The organism is Nocardia sp. NBC_00508 (genome assembly GCF_036346875.1).
Classification (GTDB): Bacteria; Actinomycetota; Actinomycetes; order Mycobacteriales; family Mycobacteriaceae; genus Nocardia.
In genome coordinates, this window is record NZ_CP107852.1 from 782,802 (window position 1) to 807,966 (window position 25,165).

A 25,165-nucleotide genomic window follows, 5' to 3' on the forward strand; every position below is an offset into this window, starting at 1 on the left:
CGATGGCGGCGGCTTCATGAGGCGACGCGGGACACCATGGTGAGGGTGCCGATGAGGGCGGTGTCGTGGTCCGCGGCGCGGAAGCGCGGGTGGTCGAGAATGTCGTGCAGGAAGTCGGTGGTGGTGGCCACTCCCCTGCCGCGGATCCTGGTCTCGGCCAAGGCACGTCGCATCCGCGCGATGGCGGTGGGACGGTCCGGCGCCCAGACGATGATTTTGGCGAGCAGTGAATCGTAGTGCGGTGGAATGGCATAGCCGGGGCAGACATGGGTGTCGATCCGGACGAAGGGGCCGCCCGGCAACGTGCATTCGGTGAGCGTGCCGGGCGCGGGGACGAATTCGCGTTCGGGATCCTCGGCGTTGATCCGGCACTCGATGGACACGCCGCGCGGAGCGGCGGCGTCGGCGGGCAGCGACAGCGGAAGGCCGGAGGCGATGCGCAGCTGCTCGGCGACCAGATCGATGCCGGTGACCATCTCGGTGACCGGATGCTCCACTTGCAGGCGGCAGTTGACCTCCATGAAGTAAAAGCGTCCCTGCTGGTCCAAGAGGAATTCGAAGGTTCCGGCCCCGACGTAGCCGACGGCTTCCGCACCACACACGGCGGCGGCGCCGATCCGGGCGACGAGTTCCTCGGACAGACCGGGTGCGGGCGACTCCTCGACGAGTTTCTGGTGCCGCCGCTGCAAGGAGCAGTCCCGTGCGCCGAGATGCCGCACCGTCCCGTGCCGATCGGCCAGGATCTGCACCTCGATGTGCCGGGCCGAGTCGAGGTAGCGCTCGACGTAGAGCCTGCCGTCGCCGAACACCGCGGTGGCGTTGGCACGGGTCTCCTGCCAGGCGGAGGCGAATTCGGCGGAGTCACGCACGACGCGCATGCCGCGACCGCCGCCGCCCGCCACCGCTTTGATGATCACCGGATAGCCGATGTCGTCGGCGAGGGCGTGCGCCTCGTCCACCGTGTCGAGCGGATCACGGCTGCCCGGCAGCAACGGCAGCCCCGCCGCGGCCATCAGCGACCGCGCCGTGGACTTGTCGCCCAGATCGGCCATGATCGCGGCGGGCGTGCCGATGAACACGAAACCCTCTGCCTCGCAGACCTCGGCGAAATCCGGGTTCTCGGAGAGGAATCCGTATCCGGGGTGGATCGCGTCGGCTCCGGTGGCCCGCGCGGCCTCGATGACGGCGGGAATGTAGGAGTAGCTGCGCTTCGCGGGACCGGGGCCGATCCGGAACGATCGATCGGCGAGCCGGACGGCGGCCGAGTCGGCATCGGCCGCGGAATACACCGCGATGGTGGCGATCCCGAGTTCGGCGCAGGTGCGGATGACCCGCACGGCGATCTCGCCACGATTGGCGACCAGTACCGTGCGGATCGGGCGCACGGTCACCGCACCACCTCGAGCACCATCAGCGGTGCGCCGTGCTCGACCGCCTCGCCGTTCTCCACGAGAAATTCCGCCACCCGTCCCTCTCTGGTCGCGGTCACCGGGATCATCAGCTTCATCGCCTCGACGATGCCGACCTGCTGACCGGCCCGCACCGGGTCACCCTCGGTGACAAATGGCGCGGCACCCGGCTCGGGCGCGCGATAGAAGACACCGACGGTCTCCGCGTTCACCGTGAAAGTCTCGGCGCTCGACTGATTTTCGACGAACTGCTCGGCAGGGGTGGTCGCAGCAGGCGCACCGGATACGGGCGCAACGGAGGTGGGCGCGCTCGTTCCGGCCTGGCCGTCCCAGCTGATCCGCAACACCAGCGGACCATTGGCGACGGTCACGGAGGTCGGTGCGGTCTCGGCTCGCACGGCCAGCGCGTGACGCGACAGCACGGCCAGCGCGTGGTCGGCGTCGACCGGGTTCAGCGCGCGGCCGACCGGCTCGGTGGTCACGGACTCGGTCATCACTTCTCCATCTGGTTGTTCGGGTTGGGCGCCCTGCGGGGTGGCTGATCGCTGACGGGCCAACCGCGCCAGCACTATCGAGACACCGGCCTCGATCAGCGCTGGGGGTGACACGATCATCGAGAGACCTGGTTGTTCGTGGACAGTCCGAAAACGCGGAAACGGTGGTGGCGGCGGTCGAGTAGTTCCGAGAGGGCCAGCGCGCCCAGGTCGGCGACCGCGTAGCGCAGCGCATGCCGCAGCGCGGCGGCGGCAGCGGCGGGATCGCGATGCGCGCCGCCCGGTGGCTCGGGCAGCACGGCGTCGGCGACGCCGAGTTCGAGCAGGGAGGTCGAGTCCACCCGCAGTGCCGCGGCGGCGCGCGGCGCGGCGGCCGCGTCCTTCCACAGAATCGAGGCGCACCCCTCCGGGCTGATCACGGAATAGACCGCGTTCTCGCACACGATCACGCGATCGGCCACCGCGAGTGCCAGCGCTCCCCCGCTGCCGCCCTCGCCGGTGATTACGGTGACAATCGGAACGGGCAGTCCGGCGAGCAGTTTCAGTGACTCGGCGATGGCGACCGCCTGTCCGTGCTCCTCGGCGGTTACACCCGGGTAGGCGCCCGCGGTGTCGACCAAGGTGATCACCGGCAAGCCCAGCTTGGCCGCCAGCCGCAGCACGCGCGCCGACTTCCGGTATCCGGCGGGCGTCGGCATGCCGTAATTGCGTTGCGCCAATTCGGTGGCGGTATGCCCTTTTTGCGTGCCGATCACCGCGACCGGCGCGCCGTCGAGACGGGCCAGCGCGGTGATCATCGCCGGGCAGTCGGCGGACAGCCGGTCACCGTGCAACTCGACGAACTCGTCGAAGGACGCGGCCAGATAGTCCAGCGTGGTCGGGCGGCCCAATTCCCGTGCGGCCCGGACGCTGTGCCACGCCTCGCGCGGTGGCAGATCCGCGGCATCGGTGTGGACCGGGTCGACGAGCTCCCCGAGTTCGAGGCGCCTCGGCGTATCGGCGGCGAGCGCGAGCAACCGCGCCAACCGGTCCCGCAGCGCCGAGCGGTGGCAGATCATGTCCACCACACCGTGTTCGAGCAGGAACTCCGCGGTCTGGAATCGGGCAGGCAGCGTCTCGCCGATGGTCTGCTGGATCACCCGGGGACCGGCGAAGCCGAGCCGCGCCCCGGGTTCGGCGATGATGATGTCGGTGGAGGTGGCGTAGGAGGCCGCGACGCCACCGTAGGTGGGATCGGTGACCACCGAGATGGTCAGCACGCCCGCGTCGTCCAGTTCGCGCAGCGCCTGGCTGGTCTTGGCCATCTGCATCAGCGCGAGGATGCCCTCCTGCATGCGGGCGCCACCGGAGGCGGTGACCAGCACCAACGGCACCCGCGCCGCCAACGCCGTCTCGGCCGCGGCGGTGACCGCCTCGCCGACCGCGCTGCCCAGACTGCCGCCGAGGAACCGGAAGTCCATGACCGCCAGCACCACCGGCGCGCCGCCGATCGTGCCGCGCACGCACCGGATGGCGTCGGCAAGCCCGGTGCGGCGCCGCGCTTCGGCGTGCCGCTCAGGGTAGGGGCGCGAATCGCTGAAACCGAGCGGGTCGGCCACCGTGGCCGCCGGTTCGATGTGCCGCGCGGAGCCCGGGTCGAGCAGCGCCTCGACACGCTGATCGGCCGTCAGCATGCCGTGCCCGTCGCAGTCCGGGCAGACCCGGCCAACGCGCTCGTAGCGTTTGGCGTAGATCATGGTGGCGCAGGACGGGCACACCATCCAGTCGGCCCGGGTGTCCGAGCCGGTCTCGAGTGTGGTCATCGTTCCTCCCTCGGTCGGGGCACGAACCGGGCGCTGGCGGCGGGCAGCCGCACGCCCGCGGTGCGCAGTTGGCCGACCCGGGTCAGGTAGGCCGCGCCCAGCATCATCTGGTCGGCGATATCGGCGACGTGCCGGTTGCGCAGGGCCGCCAGATAGGTTCCGGACACCCAGCTGTTGAATCCGCCCATCGCGGGCCCGCACCAGATCTGATAGTCGGCGACGCGATCGGACTCGCCGCGGATGCTCCACCCCGACGACAGCCCCAGATACCACCGGAACACCAGCGCCATCTTGCGTTTCGGGTCTCCCTCCGCGCCGACCAGCTGGGCCGGATCGCGTTCGGTGAAGTATGTGACGCAGTCCGCCCACACCGCATCGAGCGGTCGCCGGAACAGCGTGGCCTCGAGATCGCGGCGCAGGTCGGCCGGGATGTCGTCGATGCCGTCATAAGCGCGATAGGTGTCATAGAGCCGCTGAGCGCGAGTGGCGAACATGGTTCCTCTGCGCAGCACCTGCACTTGGACGCCGAGCTCGAACATGTCCGACGACGGCGACATCGCGCAATCCGCGAAATCCGCTTGGGAGAGCAGCTGTTTGGTGGTGTCGCACTGAGCCGCTTCCCGGGTGGCCTGGTTGACCGAACCGGTCACCACGTAGGCGGCGCCCATCGCGAAGGCCGCGGCCGCGGCGGCGGGGGTGCCGATGCCGCCCGCGGCGCCGACGCGGACCGCCGCCGCGGCGGGCACGGTGTGGGCGAGACGGTCCCGCGTCGCGATCAGTTCCGGCAGCAGCACCAGCAGCGGCCTGCGATCGGTGTGTCCGCCGGAGTCGGCTTCGGCGGTGATGTCGTCGGCCATCGGAACCTGTTCGGCGAGACGGGCCTGCTCCGGCGTCAGATCACCGGATTCGACCAGTTCGCGCAGCAGCCGCTCCGGGGCCGGACGCAGGAACGGCTCGGCCACCTCGACCCGGGAAACCTTGGCGATCACGCGGTTCCGTATTTCGACGCGACCCTGTCGATCGACAGCGAGTCCCGCCGCCCGGTAGCGCACGACCTCACCGGTGAGACCCATGAACGCCGAGGCTTCCACGCACCGAACCTGATGACGCAGGCACGCGTCCACAATCGCGCGCTCCAACGCGGGCTCGGACGGACTGTGGATCAGGTTGCACGCGAACGGCTTTCCCACCAGCGTGCGGCTCAGATCGGCCAAGGCCGCGTCCACCGCGGTCGGCGGCACGCCCGCAGCGCCGTAAGAGGCGAGATATCCCGCCCGCGCCATCGCTGAAACCAATGCGGGCGAGGCAATTCCGTTGGCCATGGCACCGGCGGCATATGCCGCCCGCACACCGTGAGCCGCGGCGAAACGCCGGTCGCCCAACTGCTCGGGCGGCAGCGGCGCGACCGCGGCCAGGACGTCGGCCTGCGCCGCGATCCGGTCGTCGGATGTCGCGCCGACCCGGCCGTCGTGACGCACGATCCAGCACGGGCGCGTCAGGTCCAGCAGCACGGCGGTGATGTCGTCGGCCGTCTCAGCGACCACGCTGCTCCGGGACATGGTCATCGCCGCTGCCTCCGTTCGCCGAGTTCGACCGCGAGGTCGATCAATTCGTAGATGCGCAGTCCCGGCTTCCACAACGAGCCGTCGGCGATCACGGTGACGCCCTCCGGGCCGCGCCGAACTTCCTTGATGTGCGCTTCGAGTTCGACGGTGCCGTCGGTGGGCAGGAACTGCCCGCGGTAGCGCCAGCGGAACGGGATATCGGCAGGGATGCGGAAGACCGGATCGCCGATCGTGTCGGCGAATCCGGCGTCGATCATCCACTCCTGGATCGCGTGGATGACCGATTCCACTCCGAGCGACCCCGGGATCACCGGGTCGAGGTGGAAGTGCCGAGTGAAGTACCAGTCCGACGGGTCGATCTCCCGCAGCGAATGCAGATATCCCGCTTCATATGTTCCGCCGTCGTCGACCACGTCCACCTGGTCGATCAGCGCCAGCGTGCGCCGGGCGCACAGCCTGGCATGCGGGTCGGCGCGCCGGGCGGCGACGTCGATGGTGCGCAGGCGTGCGCCGGGATTCTCCGCCAGCCAGGTCGGCACGGTGCGGCCTGCGTCCAGGCCGGTCTGGTTGGCCAGGGCTTGGTCGCTGAAGTAGCCGAACATCGTCTCGCCCGTGTAGAACGGTTCGCCGTCCGCGCTGAGCGTGTAGTCGAAGGTCTGCAGGGACGAACCGGGCAGGATGGTGGTCGACAGCAGCCGGGAGGACTGGTGGATCGTCTTGTCCCGCAGATCGATCCGCCGCAGCACGGTGGCGGTGCCGCCGAGGTTGCGCAGGCTCAGCGTGGTGCCCGGCTGGGTGAGCGTGGGTCCCGCGTAGTAGCCCATCAGCAGCGCCGCCTGGAGCGAGGTCTCCATGTAGACGAAGTGCGGCATGGACTCGTTGGCTGTGTCGGCGTAGTACCAGGAGTCGGCGGGCGAATCGTATTCGGTGGCGTAGGAGGCCGCGTCCAGCTGACCGCGGCTGCCATCGAAGTCGAGCACCCGGTCGACCAGCAGCAGGCCCCCGGTCGGCAGCCTGGTTGCCCGCACGCCGGTGTAGGGGGCGAATTCCGGTCCCATAGCGATGGCCTGATCGCCGCGGGCGAGATGGGTCATATGGAACTCGTTGAGCAGCAGGCCTTCCGAGACCTGACCGGGACCGACACCGCTGCCAGGGCGTTCGGCCACCGAGACCGTGACGTCGATTTCGCCCTGCGCGCCCGCCACGATCGCCGTCCCCGCGACGTGCGGTCGCGGCACCAGGTCGAGAGCGGTCACGGTCAGTGTGATCGTGCCGGACCCCGTCCCCACGACGGCACCGGTGCACTCGGCGACGAGCGAACTGCCCGACAGCACCAGCGGCATGCCGAGATACAGGGCGAACACCTCCGCGGCCTGCACAGTTGCCGTGCGCGGATCACCCTGGAACCGTGCCGTGACGCTGCCGTTGCCCGCCCCGCCGTACAGCGCGATCTCGGTGACCTCGGTGAGCGCGAGCGGCGCCGACGCGGCGAGCCGGGCCACCGCGTCGACGCCGGAACGCCGGTACGCGAGTCCGAAGACACCGGTCAGGTCGCCTTCGGCGAGGCGGGTCAGCGCGGCTCGATCCAGACGGGTGCGATCGGTGCGGGCCAGCGGCTTGAACGCCGACTCCGCGGCGGCCACTCCGACAGGTGTTCGCGAGTCTTCGCCGGGCGTCGAAGCGAGGGGATCTTCAGCGCCCCGCCGTGAGTGGTCATCGTGCCGCTGGTACGCGCCGTCGTGGTCGCGATCGTGCTGCGCTGGTTCGTCATGGACGCCCTGGTGACCGGCACCGCTGACGTACGAATCGAGCCCGGCACCGCGTGCAGGGTCGGTCGCGTTCGGTTCGGTGGCTGTCGTCGTTCGGCGCAGGGCCCGCTGCCACACTGCCCGTTGCATGGCCAGCTGCGCGCTCAGTGCTGCCCGGTGCGCCGCCACGACCCCGGAGCGGATCTCGGCGAGCGGACCCGCCGGACGATCGGCCACCGCGACCGGGTCGGTGGCCGGAGACGCAAGCGAAGCGCTCTCGACCTCGCTGTATGCGAGACGCATTGCCGCACTGGGCATTCCGGGCGCATCCGCCCGGTAGTCGCCGACGTGTCCCTGTGGCGAACCGTCGCTGCCGGAACCTGCTCGGCGCGGCGCCTGGCCTTCGACGGTCGCCCGCTTCGTCTCACTGTGCGCGAGATCGGTGGTCGGATTGCCACTTACGGCGTCCGACCGATTGTCGTCAACGGATCCCCGAAACGCACCCTCGGAATCCGCTCGGCGTGGCGGCCGCACCTGACCGCTTCCTTGCACCACCGCCGGCGCGGCCGGCGCGGTTACCGGATCGAACGGAACACCGTCGAACTCCAGCGTTGTCATGCCATCCACCGCCTCACCGAGGTCTGGAACTTCTCCGTCAGATCGGGTGTCGTCACCACGGTGACGTCCGAGAATCGTTGCAGGACCGTGCCGTCCGTTGCCGTGACAGTGGCGTCGATCCGGGCATCGAGACGACCGGGCCTCGGGTTGTCCACGGTGAGCACGAAAGGCTCGCCCGCCGGCAGCGGCCGGTAGTAGTCGATCCGCCCCACACCGAGCGGCAAGCAGGCGCTTCCGAGCAACCGGTAGCCGAGTACGGGCGGTCCCTGCAGGATCAGGTCCGCCAGGACGGGGTCGTGCAGCCGCCCGGCGTACCCGCCGCGCGCCACCGTGGCGGCGGGCAGTTCGCAGTCGAAGACGATCGCGTCGTCGGTCACCGCTCGAATCCGGCGCAGGCCTTGCAGGGCGGGTGCGTGGAACTGGATGGCGTCGCGGTAGATGTCCGTGTCGTCGGCGGGGCCGCCGGGGATCGGCCGGTGCGGCGCGCCATCCGCGGCATCGGCGAGCAGGAGCGTCGCCCGGAAGTGGATCGCGTCGCCCCCGCGTACCGTCGCGTGCACCGTGGTCGTCGGCTCACCCAGCTCGGGTTCGCCGACCTGAGGGTTCGCCCCCGGTGCCAGTTCGAGCTCGAGCTCATCGACCGGACGGTCGAACACGATCCCTTTGAGCACCTGGAAGTCTCGGACGCCGACCACGGTCCGTCCCGGCAGGACGCGTTCGGCGAGGTTGACCATCGCGCCGAGACCGAAGGTGGCGGGCAGCACGATGTGCTCGCCGATCCGGTGCGCCGCGATGATCGGATCCTCCGTGATCCCGGTGATCGTCCGCCGGGTCCGTACCGTCGCCGCCCCGATGCCCGCCGCCTCCGACAGCGACTTCGCAGGGCCGATCAGCACGACCGTGTCCTCAGCGCGGGCTGCGGTGAATTGCTCGGTGAACGCCGCCGCACCGATCCGCGGGTCGAGTAACTCGACGCCGCGGGCGCGGAAGTGTTCCCGGAGTGCGGGCGTCACCATGCCGCCGTCCCATGCGCCCCAATCAATCGCGGTGACATGGCAATTCGGGTGGCAGCGCCGCCAGCTCACCGCGAATCGCGAGAGCGCTTCGTTCGCGGCCGCGTAGTCGGCCTGACCGGCGTTGCCGAACAGTCCGGCCACCGAGGTGAACAGCACCAGATGCCGTAGCTCACCGAGGGAACCCAGCACGGTGGCGAGTCCGGCGATCTTGGGATCGAGCACCCTGGCGATGGATTCGGCGGTCTTGTCCGTGATCATGGAGTCGGCCAGTACCCCGGCACCGTGCACGACGCCGGTGATCGACTCCCGCCACGGCGCGAGGGCCGCGGCGACCGCCTGTTCGTCGGTGGCGTCGACAGCGAGGTAGTCGGCGCGCGACCCGAGGGCCGCCAGCGTCGCCTGGATCTCCCGCGTGGCGCGGACACCGGACACGGCACGCTCGACGTCGCGTGGTGTCGCGCCGGTGCCGGCCAGCGCGCGCACCGCGGCGGGCTTGAGCTCCGCGTCGGAAATACCGGTCGCCCAGTCGGGTTCGGCGCTGGGTTCGGATCGGCCCAGGAGCACGAACCGCGCCTCGCTCCGCGCGGCGAGCGCCAGGACGCAGGTGGCGGTGACGCCGCGCGCGCCGCCGGTGACCAGCAGAACGTCGTCGGCGGTGAGCATCGTGGGATCCTGCTCGACGCCCGGACGCACGGCCGTGACCGATTGTGCGGGTGCATGCCCGCTCGGCACCAGGGTCCTGCGCTCGCCCGCCGCGTCGATACCGACCTCGAGGGTGTCGCGAGCCGGGTCGAACAGTTCGGCCGTCACGAATTCGACCAACCGCGCAGGCGTGCAGAAAGGATCGATGTCGAGCGCCCGGCAGAACAGCTCGGGTTGCTCGGCCGCAAGGGTTTTCACCACGCCACCGACGCCGCCGAGCAGGGCGTGCACCGGCTCGGCGCCGCCGAGGAAGCCGAGCCCGCCGTCGAGCCGCGTCACCGTCACGAAGGCCGCCCGGCCCGGCGCGCGCCGCAGCGGCGGTAGCGCGCGGCCGGCCAGGAGGATGCAGTCGGTCAGAGACCGGCGGGCCGACTCCCAGTCCGCGGACCCACCGACCAGGACGAGGCACAGGTCGATCGGTTCGCGTTCGGTGTCGATGGCGTCGGCCGAATCCACGTAGCGGACCGTCCAACCCAGCCCGTCCAGCGCCGCGCCGAGCGCGGCCGAGTCGGCGTCTTGCTCGCCGGTCAGGTCGACGAGCACGGCCCGCGCCCCGTCCCGGTAGGGCGCGACCGCCCGGTCCGGCGACGGCAGGGAGGCGAGTTCGACGGCATGCCGCGACGTTCCCGCCGCGGCCTCAGCTTTTGGGTGGACACCACCACCCGCTACCCCAGCGAGTTCCAGCACGATCTGATCCAGTGTGCGCAGCGTGCCCAGCTGCTCCGGACCAAGGCTGGGTAGGTCCGGAAATCGCTCCTGCAACGCGCCGATCACCTGGACCCGCTTGATCGAATCCACACCGAGATCGGCCTCCAGATCCATCGACGGATCCACCATCTCCACCGGGTAACCGGTCTTCTCCGCGACCACCTCGAGCAACGCACGCCGCAACGCCTCGTCGGACACTTGGTCATCCGCGCCGTGGCCGTTCGTCGCCATGGCAGAGGTGCTGGTCGGCGCACCGCCGGACGCGCCGAGCAGGTCGGCGACCTGATCGAGCGTGCGCAAGGTACCGAGCTGCTCCGGGCCGAGGCTCGGTAGGGTCGGGAACCGTTCCTGCACCGCGCCGATCACCTGGACCCGCTTGATCGAATCCACACCGAGATCGGCCTCCAGATCCATCGACGGATCCACCATCTCCACCGGGTAACCCGTCTTCTCCGCGACCACCTCACGCAACGCACGCCGCAGAACGTCACTCGACACCTGGCCGTCGGCCGCGGCGATGCCGGCCGCAGGGGCGGCGGATCCGTTCGAAGCCGCGGGCGTCTCGACCGATCCAGTGGCCGACGCGCCGCCGAACAGATCGGCGACCTGATCCAGCGTCCGTACCGTGCCCAACTGCTCGGGACCGAGGTTCGGCAGATGCGGGAACCGTTCCTGCACCGCGCCGATCACCTGGACCCGCTTGATCGAATCCACACCGAGATCGGCCTCCAGATCCATCGACGGATCCACCATCTCCACGGGATAACCCGTCTTCTCGGCGACCACCTCGCGCAACACACGGCGCAACGCCTCATTCGACACCCGATCGTCCCCAGTGGGGGTCTCGGCCGCGCGCCCATTCGGCACGACCTCCGGAGTGGCCGGCACCGCAACGGCTTCCGCGGCAGGCGCGGCACGGTGGTCGTCGACGACCGTGGCCGTGGCGAGGGGACGCCGCACGGGCGCGGGCTCGATCGCCGCACGTGGCGCGGGCGCGGCCGGGCGCGTGACCTGGGTCGAAGGCCGCGAAACGGGAGCGAATCCGCTTTCCAGCTCCACCAGCTGGGCCAGCACTGCGCTCGCACGCGCATGGCTGTGGCTGATCGCGACGCCGTGCTCCTTGACCGCCTCGATGGCACGGACCGTGGCGGCGTCGAGCCTGCCGTCGCCGAGCGCACCGGCGAGTCCGCGGGCCATGTCCAGCTGGCCGTCCAAGAATTGGCGGTGGGTCTGCAGATGCTGTACGAGCGCGCTCTCCAGCGCGTCCGAGCCGGCGTCGCCGGGCTGCGGTGTGGGATACACGGTGAGGGTCTCCGATGCTGCGGTGAAAGCGGCGGGCACAGCCGGGGTTTCGGCGATGGGCTGGTGATCGACCGCGCTGTCGACCGGAGCGGCGTCCGGGCCGAGGACCCGTTCGGGGGCCGCGAGGACACTGAGCCGGTAGTCGTCGTCGAGCGCGGCGGCGTAGGCGGCGCGCCGGGACTCGGGCACGTATTCGGGAGCGGACAGCGTCACCGCCATCGCGCGGCCGGAGACCCCGGAGTACTCGGCCTCCGGCGCGGGGGCGGCGTGGCGGTTGATGTCGTGCAGGCCGAAGCCGAGCACGGCCAGGCGAACCGCCGCACGGGTCAGGGCGAGATCGCTGTTGCCGATCGGGCCGGAATCGGTGGCGATGACCACGGCGTCGTCGCCGAGGGTGCGGCGCACCAGCGAGGTCAGCACCTGCTTCGGCCCGAACTCCACGAATACGGTGCAACCCGCGTCGCGCATCGCGGTGAGCGCGGCGACGAATTCGACCGGCTTGCCGAGCTGTTCGGTCAGCACGGCCCGGTTGGCCGCGACATCGCCGCTGTAGCGCGCGCCGGGGGTGTTGGCGAAGACCGGCGCGTCCGGCGCGCCGATGTGCATCTCGGCGACCGCGGGCGCGAACGCCGCGGTGGCGTGGGCGACATAGGGCGTGTGGAACGCTCCGGAGACCGGCAGCGCGCGGGTGGCCACACCGCGCTCGCCGCAGCGGTCGACGACGGCGGCGATCCCCTCCGGCCCGCCGCCGACGACGACCTGGTCCGGCGCGTTGTGGTTGCAGATCCAGACGTCCTCGACGCCGTCGAGCAGTTCTTCGGCGGTCTGCCTGGACGCGCCGAGCGCCACCATGGTGCCGGCCTCGACCCCCCGCTCGGGCGTCATGGCCACCCCACGCGCCCGGGCGAGTGCGTAGAAGTCGACGGTGGCCAGGGCACCGGAGGCCCACAGCGCGGTCAACTCACCGAAGCTGTGCCCGAGGTACCCGCCGGCGCGGAACCCGTAGTCCGACAACGCGGTGAACTGTCCCGCGGACAGCGCGCCGATCGCGGGCTGGGCGAATTCGGTGCGGCGCAGCGCCTCTTCCTGCTCCGCCGCCACCGCGTCGTCGAACGCGGGCGGCGGGAAGACCACCGACGACAGCCGCACGGGTGCGCCCGCGAAGGCGTCGTTGGCCGCGTCGAATGCCGCGCCGACAGCCGGATTGTTCAGCGCCGCGTCCGAGCCCATGTCGACGTACTGACTGCCCTGCCCGGCGAACAACGCCCCGGCCTTGCGTTCGGGCAGAGCGGCGGCGCGGAAGTACACGCCCTCGGGGTGATCCCACGCCGCGGCGTCGGGGTTGCGGACGAGCTCGTCCACGGCGAGCGAGCGCAGGTGCGCGGCATTCTCCTCGTCGACCGAGACGAATCCGATGCGCGCGTGGTGCTCCGGGATGTCGCCGCCATCGCTGGACGCCACACTGCGCACCGCGTCGATCAGACCGGCGACATCAGGGGCGTGCCACAGGTGTGCGCGTGCCGTCCGGTGCAGTACCGGATGCGCGCCGCGACCGGTGTCCGCCTCCTCCAGCACGACGTGAAAGTTGGTGCCGCCGAAGCCGAATGCCGATGCCGCGGCCCGGCGCACCGGGCGCTGCGGGTCGCGGATCCAGGGCCTGGTGCGCGTGTTCACGTAGTACGGGGCGTCCGCCGCGGCGATCTCGGCGTTGGGCGCGGTCACGTTGATGGTGCCGGGCAGCACCTTCTGATGCAACGCCAGCGCCAGCTTCATCATGCTCGCGGTGCCCGCGGCGCCCTTGGTGTGCCCGATCTGCGACTTCACGCTGCCGAGTGCGGCGAACGCGGGCTCCGAAGTCGCGTCGGTGAGCAGTTCCTTCAGCGCGGTGAGCTCGGTCTTGTCCCCGACGGGCGTGCCGGTGGCGTGCGCCTCGATGAGCGCGACGTCGGCGGGCGAGATCTCGGCGTCGGCATAGGCCCGGTCCAGCGCGACGCGCTGGCCGCCCGCGCGCGGGGCGTAGATGCTCTTGGCGCGACCGTCGCTGGACGAACCGAGTCCGCGGATGACGGCGTAGATCCGGTTGCCGTCGCGGCGCGCGTCCTCCAGCCTGCGCAGCGCGAGCATGGTGATGCCCTCGCCGAGCAGCGTGCCGTTGGCCTCCGCGGAGAACGGGCTGATCCGCCCGCTGGACGACAACGCGCCGACCTTGCTGAAGCACATGTAGATGAAGATCGTGTTCTCGGTGTCCACGCCGCCGGTGATCATCATGTCCGCCCGGCCGTCCTGGAGTTCGGCGATGGCGGTGCGCAGCGCGGCCAGCGAGGCCGCGCAGGCCGCGTCGACGGTGCAGTTGATGCCGCCGAGGCCGAGGCGGTTGGCCACCCGGCCCGCGGTGATGTTGGCCAGCAGCCCAGGGAACGAGTTCGCCTCCCACGGCGCGAACGCCGCGACGAACCGGTCGGCGATGGCGTCGGCGTCGGTGTCGGACAGGCCGACCGAGCGTGCCGCCTCTTTCAGCACCGGCGTGGACAGCCGCGCCGCCAAGGGATGCATGAGCGGCACCGGGCCGGTGGTGCCGAGCACGACGCCGGTGCGGCTCGCGTCGTACCAGGCCGAATCCACCGCGCCCGCGTCGCGCAGCAGGTCACGTGCGACGCCGAGACTCAGCGTCTGCATCGTGCTGGTGACCTCGAGCTGGTTGGGCGGCAGCCCGAATTCCAGCGGGTCGAACTCTATGTCGGGCAGGAACGCACCCCGGCGCGAGTAGGTCTTATCCGGCGCCTCGGCGTCCGGGTCGAAATAGTCGTCGAGGCTCCAGCGCGACGCGGGGACCTCGGTGGTGCAGTCCACGCCGTCGACGATGTTCTGCCAGTACTCTCGATGGTTGTGCGCGTTGGGCAGCAGCCCGGACATCCCGACAATGGCGATCGGGTTGCGCGCCAGGCGTCTGTCGTCTGTCACGAAATTTCCTCTCGAACCGGGGTGGAAGATCAAGCGGCGACGGTGGTCGCGGTGCTCGACGCGATCAGCTCGGCCGCACCCGCCGCGAACAGGCGGTGGCCGAGAGAACTCGGGTGCAGACCGTCGGCGGTCCACACCTCCGGCCGTTCCCATTCGGGCTGGGCGGCGATATCCAGCAGCAGCGTGCCGGTGTCGGCGACGACATCGGCGAGTACCGCGTTGGCGAAAGCGAACCGTTCCCGCAGCAGTGCGCGGAAACCGTCCGGCACCGGCAGGCGGGCCGGGATGTCCGGGTAGCTGGCGGTGAACACCGTCGCCCCGCGCGCACGGAGAGCGCCGAGAAGCTCTGCGAGGTTCCGGGCGAACCGATCCGCGTCGAAATCGCTTACCAGGTCGTTCACCCCGACCACTACGCCGTAGAGGCTGGACCGAGACGAAACAGCCGCGCGCAGTTGAGCTTCCAGCACCACAGTCGTGGTGGCGCCGTGCTCACCGAAGTTGCGCACGGCGGCGGGCCGCAGCCCGAGCTGGCCGCCGAGGCGCGGCACCCAGCCGCGGTAGCCGCCGCCGGGCGCGGCGTCGCCGCGCCCTTCGACGAAGCTGTCGCCAAGCGCGGTCAGGACCGGGCTGATCATGCGGTCACTCCGTCCTTGCTGACGTGCCGGGCCGCCGTGGGAAAGTTCACCTTCTCGTACAACGCCGCCAGCTCTTCCGCACCGAAGTACTTGTCCGGCGAGTAGATTCCGGCGATCAGCCCGAAGAAGTGCTTGATGTAGTCGGCGTCCATCGAGGTCGCGCGGAACACCGAGTCGTAGTACGGGGTCAGCGAGAGCTCCGAAATGCTCTGGGTCAGTTCGTAAGTGCTCGCGCTCTGCGCGTCGCGCTCGCGCTGGTACTCGGCCAGCGCCTCCTCCATCGGGCGGGCTCCGGACAGACCCTCGTCCGCCAGGTCGGCGAGCAACTGGGCGTACTTGAACGCGTCGGTGATACCCCAGCCGGTGAACGGGTCCTTGTGGTAGGCGGCGTCGCCGACCAGCGCCCAGCCCGGACCGTAGGACTGGCGGCGGTAGTTGTCCGGGTACAACATCGGGCGGAACTGCTCCACCCGCTTGCCGGTGTCGCGCAGGCGCGCACCGATTTCCGGGTCGATCTGCTCGACGATCTCCTGCACGCCTGCGTCCGGGTCGGCGCGGAACTCACGGAACCGATCCCGCTTGCGCATGACCGCGACCAGCGCGAGCCCGTCGTTGGTCGGCCAGGACGCGAACTGCTGCTCCCCGAAACCGGTGCGGTGGTGCATGCCCCAGTCCACGCCCTCGTAGTAGGAGTAGTAGACGAAGCACGCCGCGGGCGAGCCCTCGTACTCCTGCGCGCCGACCGCCTTGGCCACCATCGAGTTCGAGCCGTCGGCCCCGACCACCAGCTTCGCGCGGAACTCCTGTTCGGCGCCGTCGCCGACCCGGCCGCGGATACCGGCCACGCTGTCGCCGTCGAACACCAGCTCGGAGACGGTGAATCCCTGGATGACCTCGACACCGGAGTTGCCCGCGGCCTCGACCAGGATCTTGTCCAGCACCGTGCGGCGCGGGCAGTACACGGCGTCGATGCCCTCGGAGGATGGGTCGGCCATGCCGTTGATGACAATGTCGGTGTAGGAGAAGTTCAGGTGCCGGATCGGCGGGCACCCGGTGGCGACGACCTCGTCCAGCAGGCCCCAGGACTTCAGGAAGCCGAGCCCGGCCTGGTGGATGTAGTGGGTCGACGGGGTGTCGCTGGGGAAGCTCGCCCGGTCCACGGCCAGCACCTGGTAGCCCTTCCTCGCGAGCAGCATGGCCAGTGGGGAGCCCGCCACCCGGGTTCCGACAACGATGACGTCGTACATAGTTCGCATCACTTTCCGGTAGTCGAATTCCGATTTCGAGTCTGTGGCCGCCGCGGGCGGACAACCAGCGCGGCGGGCCGTGATTCATCGGCCGATCGGCCGCGGCTATCGTGCGGGTCGAGGCGCCGAATACAGCAGTTCGATATCCGCCGCATATGCCTCGGCGATCGCGGCGCGGCGCAGTTTTCGTGACGACGTCGACAATCCGTCTTCGACCGTGAAATCACCGTCCACGATCCGGAAACTTCGAATCGATTCCGCGCGGGAGACAAGAGAATTCGCGTCGTCGACAGCGGATTGGATGGCTGCGGTGAGATCGCCGTCCGGTTCGGCGGCACGCCAGCGCTCCAGCTGTACCGGGTCCAGGGTCACCAGGGCGGCGACGAAATCGCGGCCGTCGCCGAGCACCATGCAGTTGGACACCAAGGGATGCAGCCGGATTCGATCCTCCAGCGGCGTCGGGGCGACGTTCTTGCCGCCGGAGGTCACCAGGATCTCCTTCTTGCGTCCAGTGATCCGCAGGAATCCGTCGTCGTCGATCTCCCCGATGTCGCCGGTGTGCAACCAGCCCTCCGCGTCCACCGGCGACTGGTCGGACGCCGCGCCCCAGTAGCCCGGCGACACGTGCGGGCCACCGACCAGCACCTCGCCGTCCTCCTCGGCGATGGCGACCGACGTGCCCGGAATCGGCCTGCCGACCGTGCCGAGCCGGTTGGTCTCCGGGGCGCTGACCGTCACGGCGGTGGCGGCTTCGGTCAGCCCGTAGCAGTTCAGCAGCAGCACACCGAACGCCGCGTAGAAACCGACGGTCGAGTCGTCCAGCGAGGCGCCGCCGGAGATGACGTACCTGAGCTCGCCGCCGAGTGCGGCTGCCACCGGATGCACCACGGGTTTCGGTGTTTCCTGCGCGCGCATCAGATCGAGACCACGCTCGACCGCTTCCTGTTCCTCGGCCTCGGTGAGCAGGGTGCGGCAGTACTTGCGAATCTTCTCCAGCCCGTACGGAATCATCGCCAGGAAGGTCGGCTTCAGCGTCGGCAGGACGGGCACCAGGTCAGGTATGCCCGGCAGCAGGTGGGTGCGGCTGCCGCCGAACAAGCAGGCGAACAGGATGGTCTGGCCGAACACGTGCGACAGCGGCAGCGCCAGCACGGTGGTCCCGTCGAACAGATCGCCGGTCTGGCGCACCGTGTTGGCCGAGGACACGAACATGTTGCGGTGGGTGATCAGGCACCCCTTGGACACACCCGTGGTGCCGCTGGTGTACACGATCATCGCCAGGTCGTTCGCCCGAACGGCGGCGATGCGAGCGTCCACGCCCGGATCGACCGCTCCGGCAGCCCATTCCGCGATCTGCTCGAAGGTCCAGACCTCCGCTGCGCCCGCGGCGCGCAGCCGTTCGGCGTCTTCGGCGCTCTCGGCCGCGAAGTACGCGCTGCCGCTGTCGCGCAGGATGTGCTCGATCTGACTGGGCGAGGAGGTGGGGTACACCGGCACCACCACCGCGCCCAGCGCCAGCAGCGCGCAATCCACCAGGACCCAGGCCAGATTCGTGCGGCCGAGCACGGCGACCCGGTCGCCCGCCGCGACGCCGCGTGCGGCCAGCGCCGAGGCGAGTGCCCGAGCTCGGCGATCGACCTCGGCGCTGGTGAGTTGCGTTCCATCGGCATCGCACAGCGAAAGCCGATCCGGGTGGTCGGCGGCGGCGCCGGAAATCACCGAGTACAAACTCGCGGTGTCCGGAAGATCGAATCCATTCTCACTGATCGAGACCGCGGTGACAGACACTGTATTCACAATGTCGAATTCTCGTCGCCGACATCGAATTACAGGTCTGTCGATATCGCGGTTCCTACCGCGCGAATGTCATCACCTATCGACGTGGTCAGGCCGACACCGCACGGACAATATCGATATGCGCCGGTTCCGGGGAATCGACGCACTCCAGGAAAAAGGGGACAGCCGGATTCGACTCGTCCGCACGCCACACCGCGTACAAATCGAGCGTCGGCACCGGATCGAACAGTTTCACCGCAACCGACGCGCTCCCCGGTGCGCCCATGCCCATCGAAATCGCTCGTGGCAGCGAGGCGAACCCCACCAGCGGGCGCACCGACACCATGTGTGCGGTGGCACCGGGATCGTCGGCGGTGTGTGTGATCGCGAGAGAGATCTTGGTTTCCGCGGCGGCGCGGAAGATCGAGTCGTACATGGCCGGGCACTGCTCGCGGGCGAACAGCACGCAGTCCTGGCCCTCCAGTTCGGCGAACGGGACGCCGGGCCGATCGGCCCACCGGTGCCTGCGCCCGACCACGGCGACCAGCGGCACCCGGTGCAACAGCCGCCGATACCGGTAGTCGGTGGTGCTCGGATGTCCGTATACGAGAGCCAGATCCAATGACCCGTCGGAGAGCCCGGACAGCTGCGGGCCGGTGCGCTTCTCCCACAGCGACACCACGATGTCGGGGTGTCGTTCGGTCATCCTGGTGAGCGCCTCCGGCAGCACATGCCTGCTGGCCGGAAGGTTGTAGCCGATATTGAGGGTGCCCGCCCGCCCTTCGGCGGTCGCCTTCGCGGCCTGGGCCGCGCGGTCGAGCTGCGCCACGATGAGCCGGGCCTGACTCTCGAACTCCCGGCCCGCCGGGGTCAGCTTGACCTCGTGCGAGTTGCGTGCGACCAGTTGCACGCCGAGCGATTTCTCCAGCTTCTGCAGCTGGGCACTGAGACTGGGCTGCGTGAGGTGCAAGCGCTGCGCTGCGCGGCCGAAATGCAGCTCTTCGGCGATTGTGATGAATGAAACCAGATGTCGGAAGTCCATGCCGCCGGCTCCTTTTCCGCGTACCCAAACGGTAGCGGCACCAGGTAACCGAGGATGAACCGGGATCGCACAAACAGCGCCCAGAACTTAGCGGCTGGGTGAACGGGACCCGAGCGGAGACCGGGTGTGCTATCCAGCGCCCGTGACCATCCAGAATCCCCGAAACCGCGCCGCATGGCAAGTTCCGGCAATGCCGGACTTGCCCGCCCGCCGACCGAACGGCTCGAGACCATGCCGACGTGGGTGCCTCGATGACGGCGTAGCCTCGATTCGGCAGGATACGTGCTACTCGTGATCCAGTCGAACGACCGATTCCAGGCGGGTCGGACGTCGGGATAGGACCCTTCGATGCCGACAGCGGATGGTTCTCAGAGCGGATCGGCCGGAGACCGGTACCGTTCGCCCCGCGCGGTCGGATGGCGGGATGACATCGTGGCGATCGCGCAGAGTTCCCCGCGCGTTGTGCTGATCCACCTGCTCGACGATCTGGTTCTGATCGGACTCGTGTCGGTTCGTCTCGCACCGAGACGGATTGCACGGATCGGGCCGTTCTCGACCGCAGGGCAGAAGGGAGGTGAAGCGCGATGCGGTCCGTGAGGTTGTCTGTGGCGTTGGCCCGCGAAGTGTCGCTCGCGCGCACCCAGGCCGCGACCGGCTGGCTACGGGGAACGCCGTACGGTCGCACGCTGCGACGCTTGATCGAGGGTCTCGCGGAGATCCAGATCGTGGACCGGTCACTGGCGCTTGCCGCGCAGATCTTCACGTCGGTGTTGCCGGTGATCATTGCCGCGTCCGCTTTCAGTGGCTGGCAGGCCGCGGCGAACACGATCAACGACCAGTTCGGCTTCGATTCGGAATCGCTGTCCGCCGATGGTGGACCTATGCCCACCGATCCGTCGATGGCCGCGTTCGGTGTGGTGGGCCTGCTGATGATTCTGCTCGGCGGCACTTCGTTCGCTCGGGCTCTCGCGCGCGTCTACGAGGCGGTATGGCAGGTGCCCGTGATCGGTCCGCGAGACGCTTGGCGGTGGCTGGCCACGCTGCTCGCGGTCGCCCTCGCGGCAGGGCTGGTGGGGCAGACACGCGAACTCGCCGAGATCCGATACGCAGGCCGGCCGCTTGCCCTGTTGAGTGAGGTGACCATCTGGGCGCTGGTCTGGATCCTCGCTCCTTTTCTGCTCACGAAGGGAGCGCTGACCGGACGTCTGCTCTGGGTGTCCGGCGTGCTCACCGCGGTCGGTTTGACCGCGGTGCACGCGGCAGGCCGGGTCATCCTGCCTCGGATCGCGGCGAACGCCCACGAGAATTTCGGTCCGCTGGGGCTGGCCTTCACCTCGGTCAGTTGGCTTTTCGTCATGTCAGTGGTGATCGTGGGCGCGGCATCGGTCGTCAAGGCACTCGCCTTGGACGAGACCACCATCGGTCGCTACCTCCGGGGGCCGGGCAGCGGCGACCGCGAATGACGCTGCGGATCTTCGACCGCCACCCCCTTATTCATCCCGGCCCGGCGTGCGCCGGGCAGTCGTGTCCTGCGGGCCGACCGGTCGGCGAGGCAGCAGACCGGTGCCGAACAGCGCGGCGATCGCGACCAGAGCGGTCACGGCGAATGCCACCTGCAGCGCCTCGAGACGGGCGCCGGAGTTGACCTCGAGGATGGCGTCGGCTGCGCTCTCCTCGACGCCGGCGTTGTCGAGCGCGCCCGCCAACTGACTGTTGGACAGGAACGGCACTCCGACAGCTAGTTCCGTGGGGGCCTGCTCCTGCACGGAGACCGGAATAGCCGGATTGTCCTCGATGCCCGCGATCACGGACGACGTGAGCGTAGCGATCAGGATCGACCCGATCAGTGCGGTGCCCAGCGACGCACCGAGAGTGGTGGCGGTGTTCTGCAGTCCCCCGACCTCTGCGCTCTGCGAATCGGGCACGGCGGATACCGTGACGGCGCCCAGTTGAGAAGCCAAGGCGCCCAGGCCCAGCCCCATCAGGAGCATCGGGATCGACACGACGCCCGCGTGGGCGCCCGGATCCATTCCCGCAGTGAGAATCAGAACGCCGGCGATCATCGAGCACAGACCAAGGCGAACGACGCGGCGCGGATCGGCCTGCGGCCGGAAACGGGGGATGCCCGCCGCGGCCAGGACCAGCGCGATGGACAGTGGAAGGATCCGCACCCCGGTCTCGAGCGCGCTGAGTTCGAGCACCACCGACAGAAACAGCGGCACGGAGAAGAACACCCCGGCCTGAACCGCGAACTGCGCGAAGAACATGCTCAGACCCCCGGCGAGCTGCCGGTTCGTCAGCAGGCCCGGATCGACCAGCGCATCGCGGCCCCGCTCCACCAAATATGTCTGCCGCCGCAGGAACAGATACAGCAGCAGCAGGCCACCGATCACCAGCCAGATGACAGGCGACAGACCGAGCACGACAGGGCCGCCGGGCTTTGTCTGCACCCAGCCCCATTCGCTCGACCGCAGCACGCCGTACACGACCGTGCCGAGCCCGAGCACGGATAGGAGCGACCCGACGAGATCCAGCCGGACGCGGTCCGCGGGAGCGTCCTCGATCCGGCGCAGAACCAGCAGAATCAGCACGACGACGACCACCTCGCCGAAGAAGACATACCGCCATGATGCGAACGTGGTCACGGCACCACCGAGCAGCGGGCCCACGGCGACGGCCATCGCTCCCGCCGCCGCCACCAGTCCATAGGCCGCGGACCGGCGTTCCGGAGCGAAATTCCCAGCGACGAGGGAGACGATCGCGGGCATGATCAGGGCGGCGCCGATCCCCTCCAGCAGCGACCAACCCAGCAGGAGGATCGGCAGATTCGGCGCAAGCCCGGTGATGAACGAGCCCGCGCCGTAGATCACCAGACCGAACCCGAACGCCCGGCGCCGGCCGAGAATGGCGCCCACCCGGCCGCCCGTGATCATCAGCGATGCCATCACCAGTGTGTACAGGGTGATGGCGGTCTGGATGCCGGTGATCGTAGTGCCGAGGTCCTGGGCGACGGTGGCCATCGACACGTTCATCACGGAGCTGTCGAGCGTCATCAAGAACTGACCCGACGCCAGCACCCCCAGCACGAGGGTGGAACCCGGCCTCTCTGTCGTCGTCGGCGACACGTGACACTCCTTCGAGGGCAATGTGGGTCGCGCCGCTACGCCAGTGTCTTGGCCTTGATGGCCTGGAACTCCTCTTCGGTGATGGCGCCGGAGTCGAGCAGCGCCTTCGCCTCCGCGATGCTCTGAGCCGGAGACTTCCCCGCGACATCCCGGATGTAGTTGTCCTGGGCCTGCTTGACATGCTGGGCGGCGGCCATCGACCGCCGTGTCATTCCCTCGTTCTTGACGATCACGTAGATCAGCGCCGTCAGGAACGGCACGAAGAAGAGGAAGAAGATCCAGACGGCCTTCGCCAAGCCCGAACTCTGGTGGTCACGGAACAGGTCGGTGATGATCGAGAACAGCACGGTCAGATAGGCCACGAATGCGAAAGTGACGAAGATGAACCAGAAGAAATCCCAGAAGCCTTCCATGTGAGGCGCTCCGTCCAGTCGGTGTTTCGGTCAGGCGGCCAGGATCTTCTCCTTTTCGGTATGGAACCAGTCTTCGGCGGGCACTCCCTGGCCCTGAGTTCACCGAATTGTTTCAGCGCGGAGATCCGGTCGAGGCCTGCCGGTTACGGCGGCTCCAGCGCGTGGCTGCAGATACCGGCGAAGACCGTACCGGCGCTGGCACACACCAGCATCCTACCTGCGAAGACAGCCTCGCTGAGGCACAAGTTACGACAATGGCCTGTTCGACCGGTTTCCGGCCACAACCGAATACAGTTCTGATTCAATTGATGAATGTGCAGGTGGATGGCGTACTCAGGAGAGCCGATTCTCGCCGAGGATCTGCTGTTCCGGCCGCAACATTCATTGATCGACCAGAGTCTGCACTCCCGTCTGGGTGAAACGACTACGAACGGTGACGGCTTCGGTGTCGGCTGGTATGGGGAAGGCGCCCAACCGGCGGTATTCAAGAGCATCGAACCGGCCTGGAACGACCGGAACCTGCGCGAGATCGCCGGCCAAGTGCGAACTCCGCTGTTCTTCGCGCACATACGTGCCTCGACCGGGACACCGGTGCAGCGCAGCAACTGCCATCCGTTCCGGCATGGGCGCTGGTTGTGGATGCACAATGGCGTCCTTCGTGGCTACCGCGAGATCCGGCGTGACCTGGTGACCGCTCTGGACCCAGCGTTGTTTCCCGACCTCGAGGGTTCGACGGACTCCGAAGTACTGTTCTTCCTCGCCCTGACATTCGGCCTCGCCGACGATCCCATCGCTGCCGTCGCCCGGGCAGTCGGTTTCGTCGAAGACGTCGGCCGCGCTAACGGAGTGGAAAATCCGGTCCAGATGACCGTTGCGACGACGGAAGGCGAATCCATCTGGGTCTTCCGCTACTCGAGTGAGCGGCGGACGCGGTCGCTGTTCTTTTCGACGGAGATCTCGAAGCTGCGGGCTCTCCATCCCGAGGTAGAGGTGCTGCACCATCTTGGTGGAGAGACCCGATTCGTGGTGTCCGAACCCCTGCGCGACCTGCAAAGGGCGTGGAACGAGGTGCCGGAATCCTGCGCCGGAGTAGTTCGAGCGGGAGCGGACGAACTCCGACCATTCCAGCCTATCCCACCCGATTGAGCCGACATCTCACGGTTACACCCCCAACTGGGCGGTGACCGTGCCGTCATCGATCGCCCTGCGCAGCGCGGCGTGGTCGCGTGCGTTCTGGTCGGTGTAGTTCTCGGCGAATGCGGACATCGCTTCATCGAAGTCGTCGTCCGATCCGAGGTAACCGGCGATCGCGAACCGGTCACCTGCCCGTGCGTGGGCGTGGGCGAGCACGCGTGCGCACAGACGGCCGTAGCGAGTCATCAGCTCAGGGGACATGGTCTGGACCACAGCGGATCCTTTGCCGTCGCGGAGTTGCCGGACGTAGAAGTCTCGCACCACGCCGTCTTCGCCCGCGCTTTGCTGCCAGCCCAGGAAGATATCGCTGGCGGCCTGCATCAACCGCTGCCCGGCCACGACACGTTCGCCCTGGTTCGGGAACGACGGGCCGTCGATGTGCTCCGCGAGCACCGACGGCTGGGCTTCCTTGACCTGGAGGAACAGCGGGTCGTTGCCGGGCCCGCGGAGAAGGACGATCCAGGCTCTGGTGCCCACGCTGCCCACGCCGACGACCTTCCGCGCCGCTTGGACGTATTCGAACCGATCGAACAGCGCCCGATGGTTGGGTTGCAACGTGTCGCGATAGTGAGCCAGCCGTTCGATCAGCACCCGGTTCAACTGCTCGGCTTCGGCGCCGGTGAAGATTTCCTCGATCGGAACTATCAGCGGCGGCATGCTCAGGATTCTCGGCCGCCCGTCCACGACGGTGGTCAGCTTGGACAGCGCCTGGACGCTGTCTCGGCCCCAGGACTTGTCGATCGCCTTCTGGATGCGCTTTCTGGTCGAGGAATCGAGAACCTCGCGCACTTCGTCCAATTGGGCCACGGCGTCGATACCGGAGTACCAGACCGCAAGCTCTCCGCGCCCGGCCTGGTAGACCATGGTTTCGCGATACTCGGCGGCGCAGGCGCGAGTGCACCTCCGACATTGTTTGCCACTGTGGTCGTTGTCGCGCCCGGCGACAGCCAGGCTTGCGACGAGCCGTTTGACATCCCATTCGAACGGGCCGGGGTAGGTTTCGTCGAAGTCGTTGAGGTCGAAGGCGAGTTTGCGTTCCGGTGTCGCGAAGAGCCCGAAGTTGCTCAGGTGCGCGTCACCGCACAGTTGGGTGATCAGGCCGGTGGTCGGGGCGTGCGAGAGGTCCTCGGCCATGACCGCGGCGGCGCCACGGTAGAAGGCGAACGGCGCAGCGGCCATTCGCCCGTACCGCACCGGGACGAGTTCGGGAATCCGTGTCGCCGATTGCGTTTCGAGCAGCCCGACCGGGTCGCGGTCAGGGGTGGGACCATACTCGGCCATGACGCCGAAAGGTGTTCGGCGCCGTACCGCCTTGCCGTATTCGGCGCGGTCGGCCCGGGTCCATCGGCCGGCCGCGTCAGCGTGCTCGCCGGGCCCGGCGACGGAGAGATTGCTTCGCTCGATCATG

15 protein-coding genes are annotated in these 25,165 nt (G+C 68.8%); 2 read left to right on the plus strand and 13 right to left on the minus strand.

Going from position 1 to position 25,165, the window contains the following annotated elements:
- Window positions 1-14: 14 nt before the first annotated feature.
- The 10 genes from OHA40_RS03355 to OHA40_RS03400 all read right to left on the minus strand — a co-directional run bounded on the left by OHA40_RS03355 (window position 15) and on the right by OHA40_RS03400 (window position 19,025).
- Window positions 15-1,391: an acetyl-CoA carboxylase biotin carboxylase subunit gene (locus OHA40_RS03355; RefSeq protein WP_330231604.1), complete on the minus strand. Its 1,377-nt coding sequence runs from the start codon at window positions 1,389-1,391 to the stop codon at window positions 15-17.
- Window positions 1,388-2,023, minus strand: coding sequence for an acetyl-CoA carboxylase biotin carboxyl carrier protein (locus OHA40_RS03360; RefSeq protein WP_330231605.1), 636 nt, complete (start codon window positions 2,021-2,023; stop codon window positions 1,388-1,390). Before OHA40_RS03360 ends, OHA40_RS03355 begins: the two co-directional genes overlap by 4 nt.
- Window positions 2,020-3,705: an acetyl-CoA carboxylase, carboxyltransferase subunit beta gene (gene accD, locus OHA40_RS03365; RefSeq protein WP_330231606.1), complete on the minus strand. Its 1,686-nt coding sequence runs from the start codon at window positions 3,703-3,705 to the stop codon at window positions 2,020-2,022. Before accD ends, OHA40_RS03360 begins: the two co-directional genes overlap by 4 nt.
- Window positions 3,702-5,270, minus strand: a complete 1,569-nt coding sequence (locus OHA40_RS03370) for a PfaD family polyunsaturated fatty acid/polyketide biosynthesis protein (protein WP_330231607.1) — start codon at window positions 5,268-5,270, stop codon at window positions 3,702-3,704. The genes accD and OHA40_RS03370 overlap by 4 nt, the downstream gene beginning before the upstream one ends.
- Entirely contained in the window at window positions 5,267-7,636 is a 2,370-nt protein-coding gene (locus OHA40_RS03375; protein WP_330231608.1) for a beta-hydroxydecanoyl-ACP dehydratase, read from the minus strand. Before OHA40_RS03375 ends, OHA40_RS03370 begins: the two co-directional genes overlap by 4 nt.
- On the minus strand, window positions 7,633-14,325 hold the full coding sequence (locus OHA40_RS03380) for a beta-ketoacyl synthase N-terminal-like domain-containing protein (RefSeq protein WP_330231609.1): 6,693 nt from the start codon (window positions 14,323-14,325) through the stop codon (window positions 7,633-7,635). The genes OHA40_RS03375 and OHA40_RS03380 overlap by 4 nt, the downstream gene beginning before the upstream one ends.
- Window positions 14,326-14,354: 29 nt before the next feature.
- Window positions 14,355-14,960 (minus strand): SGNH/GDSL hydrolase family protein, encoded by a 606-nt coding sequence (locus OHA40_RS03385; RefSeq protein WP_330231610.1) that lies wholly within the window; start codon window positions 14,958-14,960, stop codon window positions 14,355-14,357.
- On the minus strand, window positions 14,957-16,207 hold the full coding sequence (locus tag OHA40_RS03390) for an NAD(P)/FAD-dependent oxidoreductase (RefSeq protein ID WP_330231611.1): 1,251 nt from the start codon (window positions 16,205-16,207) through the stop codon (window positions 14,957-14,959). Before OHA40_RS03390 ends, OHA40_RS03385 begins: the two co-directional genes overlap by 4 nt.
- Window positions 16,208-16,312: 105 nt before the next feature.
- A complete protein-coding gene (locus tag OHA40_RS03395) occupies window positions 16,313-18,004 on the minus strand; it encodes an AMP-dependent synthetase/ligase (protein WP_330231612.1) in 1,692 nt (563 codons plus the stop codon).
- A gap of 88 nt (window positions 18,005-18,092) precedes the next feature.
- On the minus strand, window positions 18,093-19,025 hold the full coding sequence (locus OHA40_RS03400) for a LysR family transcriptional regulator (RefSeq protein WP_330231613.1): 933 nt from the start codon (window positions 19,023-19,025) through the stop codon (window positions 18,093-18,095).
- A gap of 584 nt (window positions 19,026-19,609) precedes the next feature.
- On the opposite strand from OHA40_RS03400, the gene OHA40_RS03405 reads away from it, so the two are divergent.
- A complete protein-coding gene (locus OHA40_RS03405; RefSeq protein ID WP_330231614.1) occupies window positions 19,610-20,488 on the plus strand; it encodes a hypothetical protein in 879 nt (292 codons plus the stop codon).
- A 27-nt stretch (window positions 20,489-20,515) separates the two neighbouring features.
- Here OHA40_RS03405 and OHA40_RS03410 read toward each other — a convergent pair whose 3' ends face one another.
- Both OHA40_RS03410 and OHA40_RS03415 read right to left on the minus strand, forming a co-directional pair.
- A complete protein-coding gene (locus OHA40_RS03410) occupies window positions 20,516-22,150 on the minus strand; it encodes an MFS transporter (RefSeq protein WP_330231615.1) in 1,635 nt (544 codons plus the stop codon).
- A gap of 35 nt (window positions 22,151-22,185) precedes the next feature.
- Complete coding sequence (locus OHA40_RS03415) at window positions 22,186-22,563, minus strand: SHOCT domain-containing protein (protein ID WP_330231616.1); 378 nt, start codon at window positions 22,561-22,563, stop codon at window positions 22,186-22,188.
- Window positions 22,564-22,887: 324 nt separating this feature from the next.
- On the opposite strand from OHA40_RS03415, the gene OHA40_RS03420 reads away from it, so the two are divergent.
- The gene (locus tag OHA40_RS03420; protein ID WP_330231617.1) at window positions 22,888-23,709 is read left to right on the plus strand and encodes a class II glutamine amidotransferase; all 822 of its coding nucleotides are present in this window, start codon (window positions 22,888-22,890) and stop codon (window positions 23,707-23,709) included.
- Window positions 23,710-23,724: 15 nt separating this feature from the next.
- On the opposite strand, the gene OHA40_RS03425 is transcribed toward OHA40_RS03420, so the two are convergent.
- Entirely contained in the window at window positions 23,725-25,164 is a 1,440-nt protein-coding gene (locus OHA40_RS03425; RefSeq protein ID WP_330231618.1) for a DUF2252 domain-containing protein, read from the minus strand.
- Between the last annotated feature and the right edge of the window lies 1 nt (window position 25,165).

Bases quoted from the DNA above. Each gene is read 5' to 3' on its own strand.
- OHA40_RS03360 (WP_330231605.1), bottom strand. From the start codon at position 2,023: ATGATCGTGTCACCCCCAGCGCTGATCGAGGCCGGTGTCTCGATAGTG.
- accD (WP_330231606.1), bottom strand. From the start codon at position 3,705: ATGACCACACTCGAGACCGGCTCGGACACCCGGGCCGACTGGATGGTG.
- OHA40_RS03370 (WP_330231607.1), bottom strand. From the start codon at position 5,270: ATGACCATGTCCCGGAGCAGCGTGGTCGCTGAGACGGCCGACGACATC.
- OHA40_RS03375 (WP_330231608.1), bottom strand. From the start codon at position 7,636: ATGACAACGCTGGAGTTCGACGGTGTTCCGTTCGATCCGGTAACCGCG.
- OHA40_RS03385 (WP_330231610.1), bottom strand. From the start codon at position 14,960: ATGATCAGCCCGGTCCTGACCGCGCTTGGCGACAGCTTCGTCGAAGGG.
- OHA40_RS03390 (WP_330231611.1), bottom strand. From the start codon at position 16,207: ATGTACGACGTCATCGTTGTCGGAACCCGGGTGGCGGGCTCCCCACTG.
- OHA40_RS03400 (WP_330231613.1), bottom strand. From the start codon at position 19,025: ATGGACTTCCGACATCTGGTTTCATTCATCACAATCGCCGAAGAGCTG.
- OHA40_RS03405 (WP_330231614.1), top strand. From the start codon at position 19,610: ATGCGGTCCGTGAGGTTGTCTGTGGCGTTGGCCCGCGAAGTGTCGCTC.
- OHA40_RS03415 (WP_330231616.1), bottom strand. From the start codon at position 22,563: ATGGAAGGCTTCTGGGATTTCTTCTGGTTCATCTTCGTCACTTTCGCA.
- OHA40_RS03420 (WP_330231617.1), top strand. From the start codon at position 22,888: ATGGCGTACTCAGGAGAGCCGATTCTCGCCGAGGATCTGCTGTTCCGG.
- OHA40_RS03425 (WP_330231618.1), bottom strand. From the start codon at position 25,164: ATGATCGAGCGAAGCAATCTCTCCGTCGCCGGGCCCGGCGAGCACGCT.